Genomic DNA, 24,562 nt, shown 5'->3' on the forward strand with positions numbered 1-24,562 from the left:
GCGTCACAATCCTGGACCCGTTTAAGAAGACTGCCAAACCTGCCTGGCCAGGCTCGTCTGCCGATTAATCATGTTCGAAAATGCATTTAGTTCGTTTAGTGCGGAAAAGCCAAAATGATTATTGCAAAAGAGACGGTGCCCGGTTGAGCGACCGAAATGTGCTTGTGGTCGAGCCCGCATTCTTCATGCAACAAGGTGTCGATATGGTGTGCTGGGATGCCGCTCTCGGCTCTAAAAGCTTCCGCGAGCTCGATGTCGAACATCGCTCTCGTCATTCGGGCGCGAGCGCGCAAAATTTCCTTCTTCGCCTTGGTTAATGTTTCGCCATCGATTTTGTCGAGCCACGCGTTGTAGCGATCGCGCGCTGATGCGCTGCGTTCTTCTGCAGGCTTATTGAAACGCTGACGACCAGGCAGCATTCTGGTTAAGTGTAGATCGCGCCAGAAGATTGCTACCGGTCAGAGTGAACTGGCCGAGTCTCGCTGATCTCAACTTTGGGCAAGCTGCTGGCTTCAAAAAGAGGAGCACTAAGCCGCTTCTCTTCGTCCATCAAGTGGCCAAGCTGCCGTGCCGATAGCGCCGCGACTTTATGCACTAAAACGGAAACTATTAGGCTGCTGACGGCCATTGCGTAGGGAATCCAATTGGGCTGAACCCTTTCAATCGACAGAGAAATAAAGGTTGAGAAGCCACCGACTGCCAAGATCGAGATCGCTACACCGTTAAAATACGCGATTTGAGCCCGTAGTTGCTCTTTCTTCGCCTCAGACATCGACGGCCCTCCATTGATCCCGGCACGCAGTCATTTTCAACCCGGTAATATTAAAATGCGTGGCTTTATCAGCTCCGGAACATTATACCCTTGCACGGTGATCGTAAGCTCACGGTTGGCATCATCCTTGTGCCCGAACAAGTAGGTCCAACTGCTCTCAGAACGTTTCTGGACCAGCTTCTTGAATTTGGGGTGCGCTGGAGTAACCTCTCCGATCTTCGCAAGGACGGCGCTGAAATCCTTATTCCGATTAAAGATAAGGACCGCTGCTTTTGTATCTCGCCAGCTAAGATAAGAAAGCACCTGATCAAGGGTTTCCAGATAGCCCTTTTCGCCGGTCCAGAATTTGCATTCGCCAATAAAGATATTTTTCCTATCGACTTTGATCAGAATGTCGGACTTTCCTTCATAGTTGAAAGTTTCGGCCGTCGCATCGCCGGCAAAATGCCCATTGAGCTGGACTAGAAAATGGGTCCGCAAGCTCTCTCCATCGATTTCCCGGAACGCCCCGGGGCTTTGCTCCATGACGCCGACCATATTCTCCATCACCAATAGAACATGCTCATAGTCTTCTGGGGTGAGAATAGGCTCTGGCTTGTACGGATCGCGAGAAGCAACGGGCCTTGGGACAGAAGGATGAATGGTACGACGGACGGAAGGAACTGCGAACGTTTGGCTCGCGCCGGGGCGCTCCTTCATTTTAAAACCCAACCCAGCAAGAAGCGATTTGCCTCGGAGAAGTTTTTCCTTGCGATGGTCAATTGTTCTCATCGCTAAGTCCCCTAGGCTCGCGTTGTAGGCCTGCGCGTCATTTGTCAACCAGCTCAAATGCAGATTGATCGATGCAACCATTCCATCGATCTGCTGCCTCACGCGCTCTGCCGTAAGATCGGTTCCCGCGATGGAAAACGAGATAACGCCATCGTCCACATGCGCCCGGGGATTGTTGAAATTGCTGGTCGTGGGCTGGATATCAAATCCGACTTTATCGCCGGTGAAAGGCAGCTCGACGTCAACTGCCGTTCCAGTAATGTAATGCGGGCGCGAACGGTCATCTATCCACCTGTTTTGATCCTGACTGATATCGATTTGAGCTTCCCGTTGGTCGACCACCAAATCATCTGGGTAAATCGTGGGAACCTCGAACGCGAATTCGCTCACAAGGTAACGAGCCAGATCGGTGGTAGACGTATTGAGAAGCTCGTCGCCATTCTTGGCCTCGACAGTAGCAATCAGCTTTTGCCTCCACGCCTCTTGCGTTGCGAACCAGTCACCTTTGTTGAAAAGGTAGTCATTATACCAATCGGCATTGGTCAGAACCGATGTGCCCAGTCGCGCATTCCGATTGACATGATCTTCCAGGGCTGGTCGACCAGCTTGTTCCAAGCGGCGCAGCAATGATTGACGATGTCGTCGTAGGATGTGAAGACGCGGTTCGACAGCCAGTTGTCGCGCAGGAATTGCCAGACATTTTCAACAGGATTCAGTTCTGGGGATCGCGGCGGCAGGAAGAGCAGGGTGATGTTTTCCGGCACGATCAGCTTGGCCGATGAATGCCAACCCGCCTGATCGAGGATCAGAACCGCGTGCGCACCGTTATCGACCTCGCGGCTGATTTCCTGAAGGTGCGCGTTCATTGCCTCTGTGTCGCACCAGGGCATGACAATGCCTGCACCCTTACCCTTCTTCGGGCAGATCGCCCCGAATATGTAGGTCCATAGCGTTCGCTGATCGTGGGGGGCCGATGGACGCGTTCCCCGTTGCGCCCATCGCCGCGTCATCTTGTTCTTTTGCCCGATGCGGGCTTCATCTTGCCACCACAGCTCTATTTCTGTGCCTGGAGCGAGGGTCTTGCTGATCGCGCTGATCTCTTCCGGGAAACTTATGGAATGGCCCGCCCTTTCACCCAGCATCGAGTAGGATGCTGATATCGGGAAAGAGAAAGGAACGAGCGAATGTCTATTGCTATCCTCGGTGTTGATCTGGGCAAGAACTCTTGCAGCATAGTTGGCGTCGATGCGGCCGGTGCCGTGGTCGTTCGTCGTACAATGCGCCGGCAGACGCTGATCGACTATGTGACGAAGCTTCCGGCCTGTGTGGTCGCAATGGAAGCATGTTGCGGCGCGCATCATCTGGGACGCCTGTTTATGGCGCAAGGCCACCAGATCCGGTTGATGTCGCCCGAATACGTTCGCCCATATATCAAAGCGCAGAAGAACGATGACCGCGATGCGGAGGGGATCGCGGAGGCCGCTTCACGGCCGACAATGCGTTTCGTTGAACTCAAGAGCCAGGAGCAGTTAGATATCCAGACGTTGCATCGGGTGCGTTCGCGCCTCGTAGCCGAACGAACGAACCTTCTCAACCAATTGCGAGCGATCTTGCTGGAACGCGGGGTGATCTTTCCTGCTGGCAGGCGAAAGTTCGAGCTTGATTTGGATCGCATGCGTTCCGAGGGCAATGAGACCTTGTCGCCCCGCATGCGTCAGCTGATTGACGGGCTGCGTGCCGAATGGAAAGAGCTCGACGCGAAGATTGGGGCGCTGAACGATGAGTTTGTCCAACTGGCGCGCAACGATGCCGCCACACGCAGGTTGACCTCGATCCCTGGCATTGGGGTGCTCAACGCGACGGCTTTGGTCGCGGCCGTGGGTAATGCAAGCAGCTTTGCCAAGGCCCGAGACCTTGGCTCCTGGCTTGGGTTGGTTCCGAGACAATACAGCACGGGCGGCAAGGCACGGCTGCTTGGGATATCCAAGCGTGGCAACACCTATCTGCGCACTTTGCTCATCCATGGCGCGCGTGCGGCATTGCCATCGCTTTCAAAAAGCGACACTCCTTTGGGGCGATGGCTGACAGCAATGATCGAGAGAGGCGTGCATCGGAACGCAGTGGTGGTGGCGTTGGCCAACAAGCTGGCGCGTATCGCTTGGGCCGCTTTACGCAAAGAGACACGCTTCGAACGCGGTTACCTGGTAGCGACGGCATAATTGGGTCGGAACATGCTATCGCACGTAGCCCAATGAGGTTTGCAGGAAGGATCGTGAAGATGGCCTGACAGTCGATCGGCGTTTGGAAAGCCCGGTTTAAAAAATGGCACATGATGCCGAGAAACTTATGGGGCTCTAGACGCGCGGATGTCCATCTTGGCCATGGGGGCGACCCATGAGACCGTATACGTTGACGCAGACTGATCAGAACACCGTAAAATCTTCTTGCAGACGGGCGGGCCATACGTTTTTTAAAATCCTCCACCGCCAATTCGTTCTGGGCATAGTGGCGAGGACGGGCAGACAGCTTGGCAAAGCCCATGGCCTTCAACTCACGTCCCACGTGCTTTCGTCCAGCGATATCCGATAGTCCTCGAATATCAAGCGTGCCAGGTCCTTCAACCGCCAGCGCACAACGCCGTGAATCGCCGGGATCGGCCCCTTCTCCACAAGACGACGAAGCTCCTGGCGCTGATCGTCGTTGAGTTTCGGACGCTTGCCCGGAGCCTTCACGTTTAAAAGACCCTCAGGGCCTTGCGTGTTAAAGCGCTCGACCCAGTCCCGCACGATCTGCACAGTCACGCCACCAACTCTCGCGGCCTCGCCGCGCGTCGCTCCATCATAAATCTGCGCGAGAGCCAGAAGCCGCCGCGTCTGAGCGGCATCTTTCGACAGCCGCGCCGCCTTGCGCAAGTCATCGCCAACATAATCCGTCCGAAGCCGAAGTGCTGATCCCATGGCAAACCTCCCGTTTGCACCATGGATTCAGATTCATCGCGTTTTGTGAACCCTCAAGAGTCAGCAGCAATGCCGATTGGTATTAGAGCCAGAACGATAGCCGCGCATGGATAAACGTCTCCCAAGATCAAGCACTTAAGGAGATAATATATTACCGATTACCAGATATACCCATTCTGAGACCTACAATGAGCATTGCGCACAGCTTTTTTCAGTGTTGGCTGCTTTATATTGCGTCGGGTTACTGCATTTCGACGCTTGCCGCCCTCGTGGTTTTTTCATCCTGATGGGCGCCCCCGCTCCAGCTCTTTAGATATCGATCCGAATTTCAGAGAGTGACGGTACCCTCAATGCATGTCGTTACTTCGCCGCCAATCCAGATTTCCGCGCCCAACTGGTCCACATGGCCGGGAATTATCGGGGCACCCAAAATCGCAAAAACGCCCGCCAAGCATGTGATGTAGGCTCGCATAGCGCGAATCGATAAATGGCCGTATTGAACTGGGCAATCTATCTCGAATGACAACAGTTAAATGGGAACGCACGATACCATGCCGCATGAAATTCTCGACTTCGTTGCCCGAATAGCATGGCCGTCTGTCGCGTTGACAGCCATCGTCATTCTCGGACCGTTTGGCGTGTTAAAAACTACCTTGGGCGAAGTGGCGGTCAAGCTTTTTGGAATCACGTCAGCCGTGCATGATTTCAAAATAATCGCAACCGATTTTCACAAGACGCAGGAAGCCCTGAGAAATTCCACGGGTTGGGTGGACGAGTTGCAGATACAACTGCACTCAATTGCCGAGCAATTGGAAAGTCTGAGGCGTACGACACAGGACATCAACATCACGACCCAAGACTTGGCTATTACCGAGGGGAGCCGGTCGTTGGCACAGTCGGTCGAATCCGACGGTTCTGTCGAAAATGTCGAAGCAACCCTCCCCACTCTTTCCGTTGATCAGATGTATGATGATATTCGGGATCGCTGGTACACGTTGACGGAGCAGCTGAAGAGCAGGGTAGGTGCCGAAAACTTTGATGCTCGCTCCATCGGTGCTGTTGCTCGACGACACGTTGATGGTCGCCGTGCGCGTCCTCTCACTTTGATGGAGGCGGACAGGTTCGAACGACTTCATTCGCAGATGAAGCGTTTCAACCGCCTGCAGAGCACTCGGCACGAATGGTTGACACACGAAGTTTACAGCGCGTTCATTAAATCCGTCGAGCAGGCGACAGCCTCGCTCTCGGCAGCGAAGTCAGGACGAAGAGCTTGAAGATCGCTGCGCATGCCACGTGACAATTCTAATGGACCCGGCAGGAAACCTGCAAAAAGACATCCAAGTGGCCTTGCTTCGACAAAACATGACAGCTTGGCAGCGAACGTTTCTCGCCGACATCCAAGCTCTCTTTGAGCAGTCTGCCGGGATGCGCTCAAACTGCTCTGGTCGATCGCGCCATCGCAGCGGGTTGGCAGGTGGACGAGGTGCCAGGAGGACACATTCGCGTGGAGTCGGTGTTCTAAATGCTTGCCGGAAATGCAACCAATTCAATTGGCTCTACAGCTGCCAACATGGCGTTTCGACGAGCGAGGGTTTCGCGGTATTCCTGAGCCTCAACGTCTTTAAAGAATGGTGCACCAGGCGCGAGCCTCGCTACCGCCCGCTCGACCTCGTCAATCGACACTCTGAAGAATTCTTTGCGAAAGTTTTGAGCGTTGATGCGGGTCTTCTGGAATTCGTTGTGAAGCGCTCTCTCAAGGGCGGGAGCGTCGTCGCTGTAGATGATTGCATGAGTATCAAAGACAAACGGGACGCCGGCGTCACCAAGTTCGCGGACGCGATCGGCTGGATCCAGGCGCCTGGTCAGACCAATCTTTACGACCTCTTCGCCGAAAGAACCTATATTCGAGATAATGTAGACATATCCCGACCGCGTCTTCTCGGCCATCGCCTGCGCACGCTCAAACTTCGCGTGGGCATCAGCTAGGTCTTTTTCCAGCATCCGGATCTTTTCGTCGTATGCTCCAATTTGGTCGGCGGCGGCCTCATTCGCATCGGATTTGGCTTTGTCGAGAAGGCGCAGATAGCGATTCTCCTCCTCTTCCGCTCTTTCCATGTCCCGAAGCAGCTTCTGTTCCTCTCGCGCAGCGCGGGCCATCTCGGCGCGTTCCTCCCGCTCGGCCTTCAGCTTTTCACGGTATTCGTGGGTGACCTGCAACTCGACGAGTTTCTGTTTTAGAGTAAGCGCGAATTTCGCCGCACCTTTTTGCATTGAGCGTGTTTTGGCATGAAGTGTCCACTTAACGGAGGTGGACACCACGTGATTGAGAGCGATGAACAGAAACTGGCGGTGAGGCGGATTTTGCGCAACGGCCGCCGTCGATACGATCCGGCGTCGAAAGAGCGGCTGGTTGCTGCCTGCCTGGAGCCCGGCGTGTCGGTATCGCGGCTTGCGCTTGAACATGGGATCAATGCCAACCTTCTTCGGAAATGGATAAAGACGGCCAAGGACGCCGTTGCTTTGCCGCCACCTGCGCTGTCGGCGTTCATTCCGGTTCAAGTCAGCGCTGCGCAGCACAGTTTGCCGATGCAGAGCAGTTCGGTGGGCTGGCCTGCTTTGCCTGGTGAGGAGCGGCTGTCGAGGTCGTCGCCACTCCCAGCCAAGGTGAGCGCGGCTTTGCCGAATGGCGTGAAGCTGACGCTGGAATGCGGTGATGTGGATGCATTGACGGCAATCATCGGAGCTCTCGGCCATGTTCAGACTGGGCGCTGATCTCAACGTCTATCTGCATCGCGAACCGATCGACTTTCGCGCCGGCATCAACAGCCTTGCGGTCCTGGTGCAGGAGGTGATGGAGCTTGACCCGTTCGCGCCTGCGATCTTTGCGTTTTGCAATCGCCGCCGCGACCGGATGAAGTTGTTGTTCTTCGATCGGTCCGGTTTTGTGATGGTCCTGAAGCGCTTGACGGAAGACAGGTTCCGATGGCCACGCCGGGAGACTGCGGTGGTGACGCTTTCGACCGAGCAGCTCCACTGGATTCTCGACGGCATCGACATTGACGCGATGGTTCGCCATCCGGTGCGGCAATATCAAGTCGCTGGCTGAAGGATATCGAATTGAGCGGTTGACGCGGCGGCATGCTTTCGATTCAAGAATCTGATGAATCGAACTGGCGAACCGACTGTTGAGGAGCTGATGGCGCGCATTGCCGCGCTGCAGGCGGAAAACCGTCAACTTGCCGAGCGCGTCGTCAAACTCGAGGAAGAGCTGGCGCTTGCTCGCTCACATCGTTTTGCGCCGAAGAGCGAAAAGCACATTGATCGCCTCTTCAATGAAGCCGAACAGGTCGCCGGTGAGGATGACAGCGAAGAAGGCGATGTCGTCGATCTTCCGGACACCGGCTTGCCGCCGGCAGAAAAGCAGGAAGGCAAGAAGCGCGGCCGCCGACCGTTACCGGAAAACCTGCCGCGCGAACGCGTCGAATATGACCTGCCCGACGATCAGAAGGCTTGCCCCTGCTGCCATCACCAAATGCATCGCATGGGTGAGGCCGTTAGCGAGCAGCTTCATATCGAGGTGAAGGCAAAGGTCCTTCAGAATGTGCGGTTCAAATATGCCTGCCGGAATTGCGACCGCACCGGCATCAACACGCCGGTCATCATTGCGCCGATGCCCGCGCAACCCTTGCCGGGCAGCATTGCCACGGCCTCGACGCTAGCCTTCGCGTTGGTGCACAAATATGTCGATGGCACGCCACTCTATCGTCTGGCACAGGCCTTCGAGCGCGCCGGCGTTCCTGTCAGCCGCGGTGCTCTGGGGCACTGGGTGATCGGCTCGAGCGAGAAGCATCTCGTCCGCATCTATGACGCGCTGAAGCTGCGGCTTCGATCACAGTCTCTCATCCATGGCGACGAGACGACTGTTCAGGTCCTGAAGGAAAAGGACAGAGCGGCCACCGACACATCCTTCATGTGGGCTTATCGCAGCGGTGAGGACAGTGCCGAGCCGATCGTGCTTCTCGATTATCAGCCGGGCCGCGGACAGATCTATCCGCAGGCCTTTCTCGGCGATTACCGCGGCATATTGATGAGCGATGGTTATTCCGCCTGGCGCACGCTGGAGGGGGCCACCCACATTGGATGTATGGCCCATTCAAGACGGCGGTTTGTCAATGCTCTCAAGACGAGAAACAAACCCGGCGGCCCACCGGAGCAGGCCCTCAAGTTCTTCGAACAACTCTACCGGATTGAAAAGCAAGCGCGCGACGAAATACCGGATGACGGCGAAACGCGAGATCATTGCATTCGCCGCTTTCGCCAGGAACATAGCGTTCCCATCCTGAATGCCCTGAAAAAATGGCTCGATGAAATCGCCCCGAAGGTCTTGCCGGACAGCAAGCTTGGCGATGCCATCTCCTACACGCTGAACCAATGGGAATATCTGACGCGTTACACAAATGATGGCAGGATGCCGATCGACAACAACCTTCTGGAGCGTGACATCAGGATTTTTGCAACTGGCAGAAAAAGCTGGCTGTTCAGCGACACCGTCGATGGAGCAAAGGCCAGCGCCGTGGTCTACAGCCTCATGCTGACATGCCGGGCTTGCGGCGTCGAGCCACTGGCCTACTTGCGCCACGTCCTCACCGAGTTGCCGCAGCGCGCCGACGACGCCGACATCTCTGACCTGCTGCCATTCAACTTTCCAAAGGCCGCAGCGGCCTGATCAACGCAGAAACCGTTCCCAAGTCGAACACCGCGCCGGAATCGCGGGCGTCAACGTGCAGGGAAATGAGCGTTTACGTTTTAGATACTCATCGGTAATATGGACGTCGTTCGTAGCGTTCAGATTGTCTATTTGCTGGCGAGCGTTGACGATCCGCTTTTCCATCGCGTTCGCATTGTTCCAGCGGACATTTGCGACCGCTGCATCGCACTCGTTGTTGAAAGCTCTGAGCGCGAGCTTCACGTTGCGATTGTTCATCGTCTGGCCCTTGGCCTTACTGCCACTAACCGTCCACTCCGTTTTTGCGATTGCAGCGATCTTGTTCGAAACCATCCGTTTCTGGGTCTCGCGGTTCTCAATGATCGTTTGTTTGTACTGCTCACTGTCGGTGTAATCGAAATGAGGCTCATATACGCCCATCTCGGCGAACGCCAATTTCTCATCGAAAATCGCTACCTCCTTTGCGAGGCGGTCGAAGATCGCTTTCTTTTCGTTATAGGAAGACCTCAAATTTGAAATGTCCACTGAGACTGAATTCGCGATATCGCGTAGTCGCTGGACTTCTGCTTCCTCATTTAGGATAGGGCTATATTTTACTTCCAACGCACGCACGCTGCCCTCGGCACGTTTTTTGCGTATGGACTGTTTCCACGCAATGACGCTCGCAACAATCGCCCAAAGCGGAAACCCAATGATAAATACAAGCCCAATGATTTGACCGCTTGTCATTATGAACTCCCCTGCCACCCCTGGATGAGGACGTTAAGCTGCGATCTCGACTTTGCAAGCGGATGTTACGGATAACATTAGTTGTGCAGCGGTTTAATTTCGCCTGCCGACTGAGCAGGTGCCGCGTCCCGAATGATGCGAGCTGTGCAGAGCTGCGCCAGGAACGGAGATCTGCGAAGATGATCATCTTACCCATGTATCTCGGTGTCTTACGCATCCAGGAGCAGAGTTTATGGCTCAAACAACTCGCGGAAGCCTTGCGGCTTGATGACGAGGTATTGGTTGCAGTTCCTGCCAGCTCACCCATACCGCTTTGTTCTGGGAAGCGGCCAGCATATCCAATTTGGCTTCGATAAGGTAATTCTGGGTCTCGATCCTTTAGGTCAATGGAAAGAACGGCAGGCTTTCATCGCATAGACGCAGCATCCGCTTGAGTGAGGCCTTCAAGTTCACCGCGCAAAGCCGGTGGGGCGAAACAGTATGGTCACCTAACCGGCAAAAGGCGTTTGTATTTTCGTGTCTTGAAGAACACTATTCATGCAAATCTTCCATCTTGAACTCCTCGGGTCGAAAATGGGCGTGTATTTCAAGTTGCAAACCGTTGACACGCAAAGCGCCTCAATCGCTTATTGGAGGAGGGCGATTCAATGGATCAGCTGAGAGGGAGCGCTCGGCTGAGGTTATTTGTAAGTCATGTCTATACTACTGCGAACGATATCGGCGTTTCCGACGGGCCGGACAACGAACGAACTATTTGCGTTGCTTGATGTCGATTTTGATCCGCGCAGGCGTACGGAAATTTACGCCGAGTTATCTGCCCTCAGCGAAGCTGGAAAAGTGGCCAAAGGCCGCGATGGTCGGTGGCGCCCAATTGCCACCGCGAACAAGACAGGCACCCAACCCGTTTCTTCAATTGCCACCAATACCATAGTAACTGACAATCTTACCCTCAGGCCCGTCCACGCGACTTTCCGGACCTCAAGGTCTTCCGTCGGCGAAGGTGAAGTCGCAGATACTTTCGCGGCGTTCGATCCCAATGCGTTGCTTCGATACTATCGATCCGCATTACGATCAGACCCGAGAGGTGCGATCACTCAAGTTGAAGATCGCCATTCTGTTCAATGGCAACTGTTCACTGGCCTTGGGCCTCTGACGCCCGAAGAGGGGCAGGTCCTCACCATCTCGATACCTCTCGACGAGTTGCCAGATGACTTTCGGCAGGCTCTCGTCAAGCGGGAAGCGAACGAACAGTCGCTCGCCGTGGGCTGGCCTCTGGGTGTTGGGAAAAAGCAAGGTGTAGCTGTTGTCTGGCCGGTTGGTCTCATCAGCGCTGACTGGAAGCGCAGTCCGACGCACCTAGAAGTATCGATCGATACGGATGACATCGTCGCAAACCCCGACTGGATCAAGGGCGTGGCGAGAAGCGCCAATTGGAAAGAGGCAGGGCTGCGCGACGTGTTCACGCAGGCCGAGGGATTGGGCTTCCGGCGGGATGAATTTCTCTCCCGATTGAAGGAGGCTGTTTCGGGCACCTTTCGGGGACGTATCTCAGGCCAGCAAATGCGAATTGAGCTGGATCCTAACATCGTCTGTTGGTTTCCACGCAGAACTGAGCCGGTTAGGCGCATAATTTCCATTGAGAATTGAGCCATGTGAACCTTCCCCCAGCGCGGAGAGCGACGGGGGCAACGGAGTGATCCACATGGGACTTTTAAACATTATCCGCCGGATGGCGTTGCGCGAGAAGCTATCGATCCGCGAGATCAGTCGGCGCACCGGGCTGTCGCGGAACACAATCGCGAAGTATCTGAGCGCGGGCACGATCGAGCCGACGTTCACGGTACCGGAGCGGCCGAGCAAGCTTGATGCATTCGCAGAGAAACTCTCGGGCTGGCTGAAGACCGAGGCCGGGAGGTCACGCAAGCAGCGCCGAACGCTGAAGCAACTTCATGCCGATCTGGTGGTTCTGGGCTTTACCGGCTCCTACGGTCGCGTCGCTGCCTTTGCCCGTGAGTGGCGGGCTGAGCAGCAGACGGCCGGCCGAGGCATATTCGTTCCTCTGTCTTTCCGCCCAGGCGAAGCATTCCAATTCGATTGGAGTGAAGACTATGCCGTGATCGGCGGCGAGCGCACGAAGCTTCAGGTCGCGCATATCAAGTTGGCGCACAGCCGGGCCTTTCTGGTCAGAGCCTACCTGCTGCAAACCCATGAGATGCTCTTCGACGCCCACTGGCACGGCTTCCGGGTCTTCGGCGGTGTGCCTGCGCGAGGGATCTACGACAATATGCGCACCGCGGTCGATCGCGTCGGCCGCGGCAAGGAGCGGCAGGTCAACATCCGCTTCCTGGCGATGACGAACCACTACGTCTTTGCGCCCGAGTTCTGTAATCCTGCTGCGGGCTGGGAGAAAGGGCAGGTCGAGAAGAATGTTCAGGATGCCCGACCACGTTTGTGGCAACAGATGCCGGACTTTCCCGATCTGCCGGCGTTGAACGCCTGGCTGGAACAGCATTGCCAGGACCTGTGGCGGGAGACACCGCATGGCACCTTGCCCGGCACGATTGCGGATGTATGGGCTGATGAGCGGGCATCATTGATGACACTGCCTGCCGCGTTTGACGGCTTTGTCGAGCAAAGCAAACGGGTCTCACCCACCTGCCTGATCACCTTCGAACGAAACCGCTATAGCGTGCCCGCATCGTTTGCGAACCGGCCCGTCAGCCTGCGAATCTATCCCGAGCGGCTGGTCGTTGCAGCCGAGGGCAACGTTCTTTGCGAACATGTGCGGGTCATTGAGCGCAGTCACGACAAGCCGCCGCGGACGATTTACGACTGGCGACACTACCTTGCCGTCATCCAACGCAAGCCCGGTGCCTTGCGCAATGGCGCACCCTTCCTGGAACTACCACCGGCCTTTCGACAACTGCAGGACCAGATGCTTCGCCGCCCCGGCGGTGATCGCGAGATGGCCGATATCCTTTCTCTCGTTCTTCATCACGACGAACAGGTCGTCCTCCGCGCTGTGGAACTGGCTCTGGATGCCGGCGTGGCAACCAAAACGCATGTGTTGAACCTGCTGCATCGGCTGATCGACGGCAAGACCAGTGATGGTCCCGATATCGACACACCACAGGCGCTGACCTTGCTGCGCGAACCCAAGGCCAATGTCGAACGCTATGACGGGCTGCGTGTCCGGATCGTAGGAGGTCGCCATGCGTCATGATCCAGCCAGCGCCGCCGTCGTCATCATGCTGCGTAGTCTGAAGATGTATGGCATGGCCCAAGCGGTCACGGATCTGATCGAGCAAGGAGCGCCAGCCTTCGATGCGGCCGTGCCGATCCTGTCCCAGTTGCTGAAAGCGGAAATGGCCGAACGCGAGGTCCGCTCCATCGCCTATCACATGAAGGCTGCCCGCTTCCCGGCCTACAAGGACATCTCCGGATACGACTTCGCCGCCAGCGAAATCAACGAAGCGACGGTGCGCCAACTGCACCGATGCGAGTTCATGGACGGAGCGCAGAATGTCGTGCTCGTCGGCGGGCCTGGCACGGGAAAAACACATATCGCGACCGCTCTCGGTGTCCAGGCGATCGAGCATCATCGCCGAAAGGTCCGCTTCTTCTCGACCATCGAATTGGTCAACGCCCTCGAGCAGGAGAAGGCCAAAGGCAAGGCCGGTCAGATCGCTGAGACGTTGGTTCGTCTCGATCTGCTGATCTTGGATGAACTCGGATACCTTCCGTTCAGCGCTTCGGGCGGCGCATTGCTCTTCCACCTGCTGAGCAAGCTTTACGAGCGCACCAGCGTCATCATCACCACCAACCTAAGCTTCAGCGAATGGGCCACAGTCTTCGGCGACGCCAAGATGACGACCGCTTTGCTCGACCGCCTGACCCACCGTTGCCACATCCTGGAAACCGGAAATGACAGCTTTCGATTCAAGGCCAGTTCGGCCGCCGCGGCGCAAAAGAGAGGAGAAAAAGCCAGCCCATTGACCAAACCCTGATCAGAAAACCATACTCAGAGGTGGCTCACTTCTCGGTGGAAAAACCGGCTCAGTTCCGCGTGGAAACCAACAATCGTCGGCATCCATGATATCGCCGCACTCTTTCTACCGACCGATACTACCTTCACTGCCGGAGCTGTGCGTGACCTCGATACAATTGCAGCGTGGCCGAAGGAAAAATTGGCCACGACTGCGCTGGCGCCGATCCTCGGCTTGGATGCACCCGTTGCAACTAGGCTTGCTCCCGTCATCAACACGGGCGACTTGAATAAGGAGCAGATTGATGCGGTGAGGCGGTCTCTCCTCGCACCGCTTACGGTGGTAACCGGTCCGCCGGGGACCGGCAAAAGCCAGGCCATCGTGTCCATCGCTGCTTCCGTGATTGCCGATGGTGGAAGCGTACTTGTTGCATCGAAGAACCACCAAGCCCTCGATGCTGTCGAGACCAGGCTTGGTGGCATCGCTCCGCAGTCTCCGTTCCTAGTGAGGACGCTTGATCCTACACGCGACATCGATCAATCGTTCGATCAGGTGCTTGGCGAACTTGTCAGCGAGCCCACAAGAGGTGCGGCTGAGCCAGACTTGGTTCTACTGTCGAAACTCTCGACGCTCGCGCAAAATCGAAATCGGCTGCTCGACCAGATCGACGAGCTTTCGCGTATCCACGGGTTGATTGCGGAGCTTTTGGAGAGGCTCGAGGCGCAGGAGGCGAGCAGCGCTGAACGCGGAGTCCAGACATTGGTAGAGCCCGAAAAAAACCTCGTCATTCGGTTGATCAACACAATACTGGGAGCTTTCGGTCTTAAATCGAAGTTGTTGGTAGGCAGCCAACGTTCCGGTGGAGAGACAACGCTCGCCACCCTCAGGCAGCGTCTAAAACAGCTCCGCTCTGAATTAGCTACGATCGAAGTAAAGGGTGATCCAGTCGCGATTACGCAGGAGATAGGAGAGGTCGCTCGGGAGCTTCTTCCCAAAGTTCTGGCGTCAAAGGTCAACCTGACTGAGATCGACCGACGGAGGCTAGGCGAGGAGCTTGCCAACCTAGAGCTTGCTCAAAACACCGGGCCGCTGCCATCTGAATTGGCCGGTGAAGTTGTAAGTCACCGGCCCCTGTGGTTGGTTTCAGTCCTTGGCGCGGCACGGCGAGTGCCGCTGTCAGACAGCTTATTCGATCTCGCGATCTTTGATGAAGCAAGCCAGTGCGATATCGCGTCAGCACTGCCGATCTTCGCTAGGGCAAAACGTGCTGTCGTTGTCGGTGACAATCGCCAGCTTTCCTTCATCAGCCAGTTGGGCATTGCGCATGATCGAAACCTGATGCAGGCCCAGAACCTGCCGGTATCAAAGATGGGTCGGTTCGCGCAGAGCCGGAGATCGCTATTCGACTTGGCGGACCTCACGCCCGGGGCGGCGAAGGTTATGCTTCGCGATCAATATCGATCCGCTGCCGATATCGTTGGCTACATCAACGAACACTTTTATGGTGGTCAATTGCGGGTTGCAGGTGACCAGGACAAGCTCAAATCACCAAGGGGCATGAAGCCAGGTATTGCGTGGACCGATGTACCGGCGCCAACATCACCAATGATCGGCAACATCAATAATTCTGAGATCGCCGCGATAGTGCAGCATGTCCGCATGCTCCTCGTGGATCAAGGATATAGCGGGTCGATCGGGGTCATCGCTCCTTTCCGGCCGCAGGTATACGCGTTGGAGCAAGCGATCCACGCAGAAGTCAATGAAAAGCTTCGTGTCAAGGCTGAACTGCGTGTCGGCACGGTTGACAGTTTCCAAGGTCAAGAAAGAGACCTTATCCTTTTCTCACCCACGCTCGGCCATTCGAGTGCGATCAGCGCGGTCACGTTCGTGCAGAAAGACTGGCGCCGCCTGAACGTTGCCATTAGCCGCGCCCGGGCCGTCGCCCATGTCTTTGGCGATTTGTCGTATGCGCGATCTGGCAAGGTGCGGAGTCTTCAACGGCTAGCCGCTACGGCAACCGAACCAAAGGGCCGCATCGGCGAGGGCACGTTTGACAGCAATTGGGAGCGAATTGTGGACGCGGCGCTTAGGAAGCGCGGCTTGAACCCCGTTGCTCAATTCGAAGTCGCCGGTCGTCGCCTGGATTTTGCACTGTTTGGCAGCGGCGATGTCAAGCTCGACCTGGAAGTCGATGGTCGACATTGGCATGCCGACACCGACGGCAAAAGAAAGCTTGGCGACTATTGGAGAGACCATCAGTTGAAATCGCTTGGCTGGAAAATCCAGCGCTTTTGGGTGGACGAACTAGCTCAGGATTTGGAGGGGTGCATTGAACGCGTCGCAAAACAGCTTTCCTAGATCGCGGCGGTTTACCTATATCGCTTTGACGCTTGGCTTGCTCTCAGCGGCCGCGATCTCTGTCGCGTTGATTCAGGTCGACGCTCTTGAGCGCGACTACGGTGCCGTGCGTTCCGACATTCAGCGCTATAACAATGAGCGGACAGAGGCGCTGGGCCGACGCGATAGTGTCCTTTCGGAAATCTCTCAACGAAGTGTAGAAGCCGATGGTATTCGGAAAACCATCGCTGATCTGACCGCACAGCGAGATCGCCTCGACGCAGAGATAAACCAACAGACGGCATCGCTCGCCGAGGGCGTTGAGAAGCTTCAGGCGGGCCAAGAGCAATCGAAAGCGGCCGCCGATACTATTGCGGAAGCAGCTAAGGCCGAGAAGACGCTTGCGACCTTACGCTCTCAGAACGCTGACCTTGAAAAGCGGATTGCTGTCAATCAGGCAAAGATCGATCAGTCAAATGCCGACGTTGCACAAGCAGAAGATCGAAAAAGTGCTGCCGACGACGCGATTGCAGTCAGCGAAAAGGTCCGGCGCGATAAGGAGGCTGAAATCTCCAAATTAAACGCCCAGCTTCAGGACCTTGACGACAAAACACGTCAGGTCGCCGATCTTACCGCCCGTCAGGCCTCGTTGACGGCGCAAATGACGAAAATCACGAAAGATATCGGCGACAAACAACGTGCCTCGCAGGATTTAGACGCAACGATCGCAAAGCTCCAGGATCAGGCGTCCAAGGCGAAGGTCACTGCAGCTAAAACGGATGCCGACTTGGCCCGCCAGGACAGCAACCGTACGGACTTGGCCAACCAAGTCGGCGCTCTCGAAATGCGGAAGGCTGCATTGAACGGCGATCTCACGAGCGTGACCACAGCAGCGGACCGCGCACGATCAGATGCTGCAGCGGCTGAAGGCAGGCTAAAAATTGCCCAGGACGCGCTTGCAGAGGCGGAAAAATCTCTTCCGGTCGCGAAGGCACAATTAAATGATCTCCAGGCAGATGTCGCAGCTGCCACAACGCAACGTAACACGCTCAAAGAAGAGTTAAGCAGTCTTCAGGCACTGAAGTCTCGAACTTCGGCGGACAAAGCCGATGCTGATCGCGCAGCAGCTGAAAAAGCTGCTCTGGAAAAGGCTGTCGCAGACCTATCAAACCGACAAGCAGAACTGGCCAAAGAGCTGAGCTTGCGTCAGAGCGACCTAAATACTGTGAAAGCGGAGCTGGCCGAGCTTAACGGCAGGAAAGGGGTGCTTGTTCAGGAAATTGCATCTCTTTCAGACGCGAAGACGCCAAAGCAGACGGATGTGGCACCCGCGCCGCCAGCTATTGACGCCCCGACGACTACCCAGCCACAGCCTGAGAGGCCATAATTAGAGAGCGTCGACATGCTAACAGGAAACATCTTGATACTGCTTTTCGCAGCAATGGCTGTCGTAGCTCTGATCGTCGTGCAGATAAGCCTCGCGGTGCTCCATGACAGAGCCGTTACCGCCTCCGGGCCGACGCGCTCCCTGGAGTCTCTGGAGACAGCCATTGCCGACAAGCGGATGGCCCTTAGCGATATCGAAAATGAACTAGGAGAGCGCCGCAAGGCCCTAGCCAATATTGCCGACGTCCAGGCTGACTACGATGCGACCAAGAGACAGCTCGATGACTTGAATGCTGAATGGCTTCAGAAGGATGAGCGCCGCGAGGAAATCCGTGCGCTGCGCGAGGTGATCGAAGCGGAGATCATTGAAAAACACGCAGTTGACGCTGAGCTGGCTTCCGCCCGGGCAGATCTCGACGCTGTCCATGACCGCCTCACTGCCGCCGAGCGGCTGTTCGCTCTCAACGATGAGATGAAGCGTGAACAGGCAGCGCTTGAAAAGAAGATTGCAGAAATGCGGTCCCAAGCGATTGAGTTGAGCGAAGCGCAGGAGCGAGTGCAACGCTTAGAAGCGCTGTCGCAGGAACTTGGTAGAGAAAGCGCACGTGTCGAAGGCCTCCTCCAGGCGGCAAACTCCCAACTCTCTCAGGTTCAAGAAGACCTCGCTGTCGAGCGTCAGGCGACCGCCGCCGTTCATGCTGAATTCACGCAGACGTCGGCGAAACTCGCAGCCGCCGAGGAGCGTGCTCGTTCCATCGAAAGCGACATCTCATCGTTGGAAGATCGCCGTTCGTCGCTAATGGCACAGGTCGCTAAGATGGAGGAAGACGTTGCTGAGGCGAGCGGTAGGGATGCGCCGGGCCGCGAGGAGGCAATCGTTGAACGTCTCAAGGAGTTGACCACGCTTCCGCCGGTGCTGGCACAAATGCGGAGCTGGAAAGATCGCGCCGCTGAAAATGAGGCTGAGGCAGTCCAACGGGTGCTTCAGCGCCTTGAACAAAGCGGCCTCCATTACGACCGTCGCATTGTTTATGCCTTCCATACAGCAATGAAAACAAACGACACGACCCAGATGGCCGTGCTTGCCGGTATCTCCGGGACTGGCAAGAGCCAGCTGCCGCGACAGTACGCGGCAGGCATAGGGATCGGGTTCCTGCAGGTGCCGGTTCAACCTCGCTGGGATAGCCCCCAGGATTTGATGGGTTTCTACAACTATATCGAAAAGCGCTACCGTCCGACCGATATGGCGCGGGCGCTCTATCACCTGGACATTCTGAACAACCAGAAGAGCGAGTTTCAGGATCAGATGATAATGATCCTGCTCGACGAAATGAACCTTGCGCGTGTTGAGTATTATTTTTCGGACTTCCTCAGCCGCTTGGAAAGCCGCCCGCCGATGAACCGTGTGTCGGATAAATCCCTGCGCAAAGACGCTGAGATCGAGCTTGAGATACCGATGCCGCGAGGTATGGACGCTCCCCGCATCTTCCCAGGATACAACCTTCTGTTTGCCGGAACGATGAACGAAGACGAGAGCACGCAGTCGCTCTCTGATAAGGTTGTGGACCGGGCGAATGTCCTTCGCTTCTCGGCACCAAGAACCATCAGGACGACTGCGCAGAAAGCAAATATCGCCGAGCCCGAGGCGCTGTCGGCGGCAAGATGGCGGTCATGGGTGAATCCTGTTTCGACTGTGGAGAGTGAGCAGACCGTTATCGACAGCGTGGATAGAATGGTCAGCCTCATGAAGGGCTTCAAGAGACCTTTCGGTCACCGTCTCGGCCGCGCGATCATGGGGTATGTCGCGAACTACACCTCGTTCGACCAGGCGAAGGACTTGCGTGTCCCGCTCGCAGATCAGGTTGAAATGCGCTTGTTACCAAAGCTTCGCGGTATCGAAGTTGAAGACGGTAACGATCATGCTTTCTCCGAACTCATAAGTTTCGTTGGTGATGCCCTGCGGGACGATCACCTTGCGAAGGCGATCGATGAGTCGATCCGTGCTGCGAAAGAGGGCTCCGGTCAGTTCGTATGGAACGGGGTTTCGCGGTAATGCTCCATCTCGGCAGACCTTGGGATCGCAGAGGAGTTGCCAATGCGAAGTTCAGTCCTGGTGATTGTTTGGTCAGCGAGGTCCGTGGCGAGGCACCCAAGAACGGCGGACACTCGCGTCTTATGTCGGCCCGGCTTCAAGATGGACCGGTGGAACTTATTCTCCATCCATACCCGAAAACGGCGAATGCTCAGCGACCGGAGCGAATTGGGTTTCCGGTTCGCCCTCGTGGTGTAAAGGAGCATGAGACCCCGGAAGACGTGCGGGCGAGAGAGCTTCTTCGGCGGATGAACGAGGTTTTGGCGCGGGTCCAGGAGCTTGGCGAGGCCCTTGAAGACCCTTTGCATGTATGGTCCCGATTGCGCGATGCGTGGGAGCGCGCAGAGAATGAACACGATCCGCGAATGGCGGAGATCGTAAGGCAGGCTCAAGATGTCCTTCCGCGCCTGAAAGCGCTGGAGCCGAGGATCAGGCGCGTGCTTCGTCGGACGAGAGAGCTTACATTCTTGGACCGAGTTCAGGAAATGGATCGGGCGTCGATGCGCTGGCTCGTCCGTCAACCGGGGCGGACGATTGCGGAGCGAGCCGGTACAAGCCAGCGTATTCTCGCAACAGTCAGGCGAGAGAACTTTGATACCCCTGAAAACAGGGTTCTCCACGCGTATACGACACTTGCTTTCCAGGTTGCTCGCGAATGGATGCAGGAGCATCCACGAGCACGGCATAGCCGCCGCTACGCGCAAGTCAATCATTTCGGCCGGTTCTGCAAAACCTTCGCGCAGATGTTGGCAGATCTTGAAGTGAGCGTAGCCGATGCCGGGATTGTTCCGAACTACGTTCTGATGCAGGACCCGAGCTACAACTCCATCTATGAAGCCTGGCGCCGCCTGCTGGAGGAAGACAGGGTCCTCGATGACCTCTGGGCATGGCAAGCGGAGACCTGGACGGATTTTTCTGTGCTTTCTGTCGTGCTCGCTCTCAGCGAACTCGAAGAAGCCGAGCTAATTGCGCAATCGCCCATCGTCTGGCGTTCAGAGGCATCGCTCGGACGATGGTTCGAGCAGGATCGACCGATTGCCGTGTTCTGGTTGAAGAACACAGGTCGTATAGTCGAGGTACAATCCCGCCCTGAAGCACCAGGCCGTATGCTGGCCTTGACGCGGGCCCACGTGTCTCTCCGCATCTCCGACATCGACCGAGGCGGGATGCCGCGCCGCGTAGCAGTTTGGACCCCGCACACGATGGCTCGCATAGATCTCAACGACGCTGTCGTACGGGCAAATGAGCGATTGGTCGAGATTCAGCCATTCGGCCAAACTGAAGTTCTGCGTAACGGGCTGATACTGACCCCATCTCACGGTCAGTTCGAGACTTGCCTATCCCGTAAGGCTAGCACGCGCGTTGATGGAATTGCCTTGGAGGCCTCTGGCGAGGGGCTGCGGCAAGGGTTGGACGCTATCCGTGCGTTCGCACGTAGCGAAATATACGCGACGACGCCATGAGGAAACTGTGCGGGTACGATCTGAATGGATGGCGCGATAGCGCTGCGAGGAACTGGACCATTTTGCCGGACGGCGAGGAGCAGGAGGTTATTAGCTCTCTCATCGAAGGCGGCATTTTCGGTGTCGTGGTTGAAACTGGAGCGAAGGCCGACGGGGGCCTTGTGGGTGGTGCGCAGGCATCAATTTCTCCGCACGGCCTGGGTGCTGGTTGGGGTGTGGTCGGAGCTGCCGAGAAGCGGTTGAGGGTGACTGATCTGCTGAACGACGATCCATCCGTCCCCCACCTGACTGCAGCGCTGAAAGGGATGTCATCCGGTGCCAGCTTTGGCATCGCCAGCCTTGATGATCATGCTGAAACCGGCGAGCTACTGCAGGAACGACTGTTGGCGGCTCTGCGCAAGGCAAAGGTCTCGACGCCGCTTCTGGTTTGGCGATCCGTGTTGGCGACATTGTTCGCTATCGAAAGGGGAACAGTTGAAGAAGGCCAGGCCGTAGGTGTGGTTTCGCACACCGGAGACGGTGTCACGGTTCAAAGGCTGCGCATTCGTCGCGAGCGTAGCCATGGAGAGACTGTCTTAGCGCCGGAGCGTCGCTCGACAGGAAAACTGATCCGTTCGGGTTGGGGATACCGGGGATTGGCGGAGTTGGCAAAGTCTGCAATTTCTAGAGTTTCGTCGGTCGACCGAACCGATCATTTGGAATGGGCACGTTCGAATGGACGCCTTGCGCTCGGATTCCAGGCAGAGCCCGAGGTGTTACGCCAAGGAAACGGAGACTGGCAGGTATTAAGGCCGCCCGACACGATCGATCACGAGCAGATACCTCGATTGCAGGATGTGCGAGATGATGTCGCTGGGTGCGATGTGGTCTTGTTGGAAACTCTGTCCAAAGGTGCGATCAGAAAAGCATTCCATTCAGCAGTGATACAAAGCATCGGTGGAGATGTTGTGTTACTTGCTGACAACTCGATCGCAGATGGTGCGCTTCATGCCGCGCGGCGCCTAAGCAAGCGCGATCCCATCTATTTCGATTTCCTGCCGCAGATTTCAACGATTGTGCAGCGGCGTGACGCGGTCGAAAACTTCGACCTCGTTGATTACGATGAGACGCTTCCGGCAGGTGAGATGTACCGGAGCCCGAAACCGGCAAGATTGGCCATTCAAGCGGGGCAGGATCGTTTTTCTATTTTCCTTAGAAAGGAAACTTCCGAGCTTCCGCGCAAGGCAGAAGTCAACATCGGTGTGAAAGTCGACCAGACAGTTCCCGTCGAACTTTGGGTGGAACAGAGCCCGGCGTCCGGTCGAGCAAAAATCCTCGTTCACTCTCAGAAGTTTGGTCACCAATTCCAGGTCGACTGGGATGCCGCGACCGAACTCGAACAAAATTGGGACGCGTTGATCGAAGGGTTCCAGAGACCAGCACCGACAATACCGGGACGGCTTGTGCTCGCCTGCGGAATCGATAGTTGGAACGATAGCCCTCGCGGAGACGGGCTTTTCACGTTGCTTGAAAAGAACGTTGACCGGACTGCCGTCGATTGGACGGCACTCGCAAATCGGCTCTCGGCTCGACCTGGCGGCAAATACGCGATATCAAGTGACGGTGATGTCCCGAATGGAGTAGATGCTGTCGCGCTATCGCGCTTGGATCGACTTGTAGAACGAGCGTTAGATGAAGTCCGTCGCGGGCTGAGGGGCCAAGCTGTTGGAACCCAATCACTGCGGTTTCTGACATGGCAATTCCGCCGATGCCCGCCAGACGTCTCGGGCTGGTTGCTGGAGGCTTGGGACAAAGAAGCCCGGGGACACCCAATTTTCACTCAAGGTGCCCACTGGAAGCTCGCTTACCAGGGGTTGGGGCGGGTCGCCAGCAACCAGCATTTTGAGCTGCAGGCAATCCACAAGGTCTTGGGCAAGCCCATAGATCAATGGAAGTGGCAGAAAGAAACCGCCGCCATGGCGTTCCTACTTTCGCGCTCTGAAACCGCGCCTCGGCTGCTTACTCGCAAAGATGTCGAGCGGTTGACCAAACGGATTCTCCGGGAGTTCGAAGAAAATCTGGGCTCGACGTACACCAGATTCCAATACGCTCCGATGCTGCTTGTTGGCCTTCTCCGTTGGAGGGTGGTCGAGCCATTCGCGTTGGTTGAGGGGCAGGACCCTAAGGCGGATAAATTGGTTCGAGCAGTCGAGAGGACGATAGGTGATCTCAAGCACCAGGATCGTTTAAGGGCACTGGCAAAGTACGGGCGCATCCTGGAACACGTTCTTGAGGAACTACGGGGCGAGGGGTCCAACCCAGAGCTTCTGCTTGATATTTTTGGTGGGGCGGATGGGAGCGATGCCGACGAATAGTAGATCGCTGGTATGCGGCGTCCACGCCCCGTCGATTTTCAGTTGCGGGGATCTAAGGTTGATCTACGCGCCGTCAAATGAGCTCACCGAAGAGTACCTGACGAGCTCATTGTGAGGCCTTGATGCGGGCGGTATAGGCTGGCTCAGGGCATCGATATCTTTGGCAAGGTGAAGGGAAGCGTGGGGTTGATTGCCGTCATTCTCAAGGCGCCTCACTGATGTCAGCGGCATTAAATTAGGTACTCGAGCGAACAACAAAGGCACCGAGGCGACGACCCAAAAGACCAGCAACTAATACGGCGTCTCACTAAAATCGACTCATGGGCTGCGTATTCCGATGAAGCCGGCCATCGATTCCGATTTGAAGCCGGCCAGTCATTCCGATTTCATTCCGGCGGGCGTTCCGATTTGAAGGCGGCCATTTCTCGGACTGATCCTGGCATTCTGGCCGACGCCGGATACCGCGGCCACAATGCGCCCCAGAGCCACAAGCTGCGGGTCTTCACCAGTGGCCAGAAGCGCCACGTGACGCCGGCCATCAAACGTCTGATGCGAAGGCGGTCAGCCGTCGAGCCCGTCATCGGGCACCTCAAGAACGAGCGCAGAATGGACCGCAACTATCTTGCCGGACAGCAGGGCGATGCCCTCAATGCCGTTCTGGCTGCCGCCGGCTACAATTTCTCGCTTCTGCTCAGGTGGTTCAGGCTACTTTTGTGCCTGCTCGTCAGGCAAACTCTCGACGCCGACAATCATGCGCCGCCACACCGAAAACGGTTCTTCACGGGCGACTAAGAGTCGGATTCGAAAAGCGTTCAACGATATCCATACCTTGCTAGCCGTCTGGTGATGAGACGAATGTGGGCGATCATGATCCACGCTTCGGCTGATGCGATCGAGCGTTCGACGTCTTTGGCCAATCTGCGGCATCTGCCAAGCCAGGCGAAGGTCCGTTCGACCACCCATCGACGCGGCAGAACCTCGAAGCCTTT

20 protein-coding genes and 2 pseudogenes are annotated in these 24,562 nt (G+C 56.4%); 14 read left to right on the top strand and 8 right to left on the bottom strand.

Annotated features, from left to right (window positions below):
* Nucleotides 1-95: 95 nt before the first annotated feature.
* The 4 genes and pseudogenes from GGD46_RS31640 to GGD46_RS31655 all read right to left on the bottom strand — a co-directional run.
* Nucleotides 96-419 (bottom strand): hypothetical protein, encoded by a 324-nt coding sequence (locus GGD46_RS31640; RefSeq protein WP_004118301.1) that lies wholly within the window; start codon nucleotides 417-419, stop codon nucleotides 96-98.
* A 32-nt stretch (nucleotides 420-451) separates the two neighbouring features.
* Nucleotides 452-772 (bottom strand): hypothetical protein, encoded by a 321-nt coding sequence (locus GGD46_RS31645; RefSeq protein ID WP_004118303.1) that lies wholly within the window; start codon nucleotides 770-772, stop codon nucleotides 452-454.
* A gap of 36 nt (nucleotides 773-808) precedes the next feature.
* Nucleotides 809-2,170, bottom strand: coding sequence for a hypothetical protein (locus tag GGD46_RS31650; protein WP_240535429.1), 1,362 nt, complete (start codon nucleotides 2,168-2,170; stop codon nucleotides 809-811).
* Nucleotides 2,086-2,613: pseudogene (locus GGD46_RS31655) on the bottom strand (IS630 family transposase); the annotation flags it as partial. The gene GGD46_RS31650 and the pseudogene GGD46_RS31655, both read right to left, overlap by 85 nt.
* A gap of 126 nt (nucleotides 2,614-2,739) precedes the next feature.
* Between GGD46_RS31655 and GGD46_RS31660 the strand changes: the two are divergent.
* Entirely contained in the window at nucleotides 2,740-3,762 is a 1,023-nt protein-coding gene (locus GGD46_RS31660; protein WP_376766906.1) for an IS110 family transposase, read from the top strand.
* Nucleotides 3,763-4,089: 327 nt separating this feature from the next.
* Here GGD46_RS31660 and GGD46_RS31665 read toward each other — a convergent pair whose 3' ends face one another.
* Nucleotides 4,090-4,500: a helix-turn-helix domain-containing protein gene (locus GGD46_RS31665; RefSeq protein ID WP_004118308.1), complete on the bottom strand. Its 411-nt coding sequence runs from the start codon at nucleotides 4,498-4,500 to the stop codon at nucleotides 4,090-4,092.
* A gap of 533 nt (nucleotides 4,501-5,033) precedes the next feature.
* Between GGD46_RS31665 and GGD46_RS31670 the strand changes: the two genes are divergently transcribed.
* On the top strand, nucleotides 5,034-5,774 hold the full coding sequence (locus tag GGD46_RS31670; protein ID WP_004118310.1) for a hypothetical protein: 741 nt from the start codon (nucleotides 5,034-5,036) through the stop codon (nucleotides 5,772-5,774).
* 244 nt (nucleotides 5,775-6,018) lie between these two features.
* Here the strand turns inward: GGD46_RS31670 and GGD46_RS31675 are convergent, their stop codons facing one another.
* Entirely contained in the window at nucleotides 6,019-6,963 is a 945-nt protein-coding gene (locus GGD46_RS31675; RefSeq protein WP_240535430.1) for a GIY-YIG nuclease family protein, read from the bottom strand.
* On the opposite strand from GGD46_RS31675, the gene tnpA reads away from it, so the two are divergent.
* Genes tnpA through tnpC form a run of 3 tightly spaced genes read left to right on the top strand, consistent with a single transcriptional unit; the run spans nucleotide 6,850 to nucleotide 9,226 of the window.
* Nucleotides 6,850-7,272: an IS66-like element accessory protein TnpA gene (tnpA, locus tag GGD46_RS31680; protein ID WP_240535431.1), complete on the top strand. Its 423-nt coding sequence runs from the start codon at nucleotides 6,850-6,852 to the stop codon at nucleotides 7,270-7,272. The two genes, GGD46_RS31675 and tnpA, sit on opposite strands and share 114 nt — an antisense overlap.
* Nucleotides 7,253-7,606 carry an IS66 family insertion sequence element accessory protein TnpB gene (tnpB, locus tag GGD46_RS31685; RefSeq protein ID WP_004118312.1) on the top strand — a complete coding sequence of 118 codons (354 nt, stop codon included), beginning with the start codon at nucleotides 7,253-7,255 and terminating at the stop codon, nucleotides 7,604-7,606. Before tnpA ends, tnpB begins: the two co-directional genes overlap by 20 nt.
* 54 nt (nucleotides 7,607-7,660) lie before the next feature.
* A complete protein-coding gene (gene tnpC / locus GGD46_RS31690; protein ID WP_004118315.1) occupies nucleotides 7,661-9,226 on the top strand; it encodes an IS66 family transposase in 1,566 nt (521 codons plus the stop codon).
* On the opposite strand, the gene GGD46_RS31695 is transcribed toward tnpC, so the two are convergent.
* Entirely contained in the window at nucleotides 9,227-9,955 is a 729-nt protein-coding gene (locus GGD46_RS31695) for a DUF4041 domain-containing protein (RefSeq protein WP_051043305.1), read from the bottom strand. It abuts the gene before it with no gap.
* Between the two features lie 759 nt (nucleotides 9,956-10,714).
* On the opposite strand from GGD46_RS31695, the gene GGD46_RS31700 reads away from it, so the two are divergent.
* The 9 genes and pseudogenes from GGD46_RS31700 to GGD46_RS31740 form a co-directional block, all read left to right on the top strand.
* On the top strand, nucleotides 10,715-11,602 hold the full coding sequence (locus GGD46_RS31700) for a hypothetical protein (protein ID WP_183932624.1): 888 nt from the start codon (nucleotides 10,715-10,717) through the stop codon (nucleotides 11,600-11,602).
* Between the two features lie 55 nt (nucleotides 11,603-11,657).
* Complete coding sequence (istA, locus tag GGD46_RS31705; RefSeq protein WP_028754964.1) at nucleotides 11,658-13,178, top strand: IS21 family transposase; 1,521 nt, start codon at nucleotides 11,658-11,660, stop codon at nucleotides 13,176-13,178.
* Nucleotides 13,168-13,962 (top strand): IS21-like element helper ATPase IstB, encoded by a 795-nt coding sequence (istB, locus tag GGD46_RS31710; protein ID WP_004118321.1) that lies wholly within the window; start codon nucleotides 13,168-13,170, stop codon nucleotides 13,960-13,962. The genes istA and istB overlap by 11 nt, the downstream gene beginning before the upstream one ends.
* Before the next feature lie 138 nt (nucleotides 13,963-14,100).
* Nucleotides 14,101-16,299, top strand: a complete 2,199-nt coding sequence (locus GGD46_RS31715; RefSeq protein ID WP_004118322.1) for an AAA domain-containing protein — start codon at nucleotides 14,101-14,103, stop codon at nucleotides 16,297-16,299.
* Nucleotides 16,271-17,665 carry a hypothetical protein gene (locus GGD46_RS31720; protein WP_004118324.1) on the top strand — a complete coding sequence of 465 codons (1,395 nt, stop codon included), beginning with the start codon at nucleotides 16,271-16,273 and terminating at the stop codon, nucleotides 17,663-17,665. The genes GGD46_RS31715 and GGD46_RS31720 overlap by 29 nt, the downstream gene beginning before the upstream one ends.
* Before the next feature lie 33 nt (nucleotides 17,666-17,698).
* A complete protein-coding gene (locus tag GGD46_RS31725; RefSeq protein WP_004118326.1) occupies nucleotides 17,699-19,717 on the top strand; it encodes an McrB family protein in 2,019 nt (672 codons plus the stop codon).
* Between the two features lie 287 nt (nucleotides 19,718-20,004).
* On the top strand, nucleotides 20,005-21,219 hold the full coding sequence (locus GGD46_RS31730; protein WP_240535433.1) for a DUF2357 domain-containing protein: 1,215 nt from the start codon (nucleotides 20,005-20,007) through the stop codon (nucleotides 21,217-21,219).
* Nucleotides 21,220-21,281: 62 nt separating this feature from the next.
* Nucleotides 21,282-23,573 carry a hypothetical protein gene (locus GGD46_RS31735; RefSeq protein ID WP_244441503.1) on the top strand — a complete coding sequence of 764 codons (2,292 nt, stop codon included), beginning with the start codon at nucleotides 21,282-21,284 and terminating at the stop codon, nucleotides 23,571-23,573.
* 441 nt (nucleotides 23,574-24,014) lie between these two features.
* Nucleotides 24,015-24,365, top strand: a pseudogene (locus GGD46_RS31740) (transposase); the annotation flags it as partial.
* Nucleotides 24,366-24,385: 20 nt separating this feature from the next.
* Here the strand turns inward: GGD46_RS31740 and GGD46_RS31745 are convergent.
* Nucleotides 24,386-24,562, bottom strand: a 177-nt coding sequence (locus tag GGD46_RS31745) for a transposase (RefSeq protein WP_184462132.1), incomplete at its 5' end; no start/stop codon positions are given.

Origin of the sequence: Martinezella lusitana, assembly GCF_014207095.1 — a bacterium.
GTDB classification, from domain to species: Bacteria; Pseudomonadota; Alphaproteobacteria; order Rhizobiales; family Rhizobiaceae; genus Rhizobium; species Rhizobium lusitanum_B.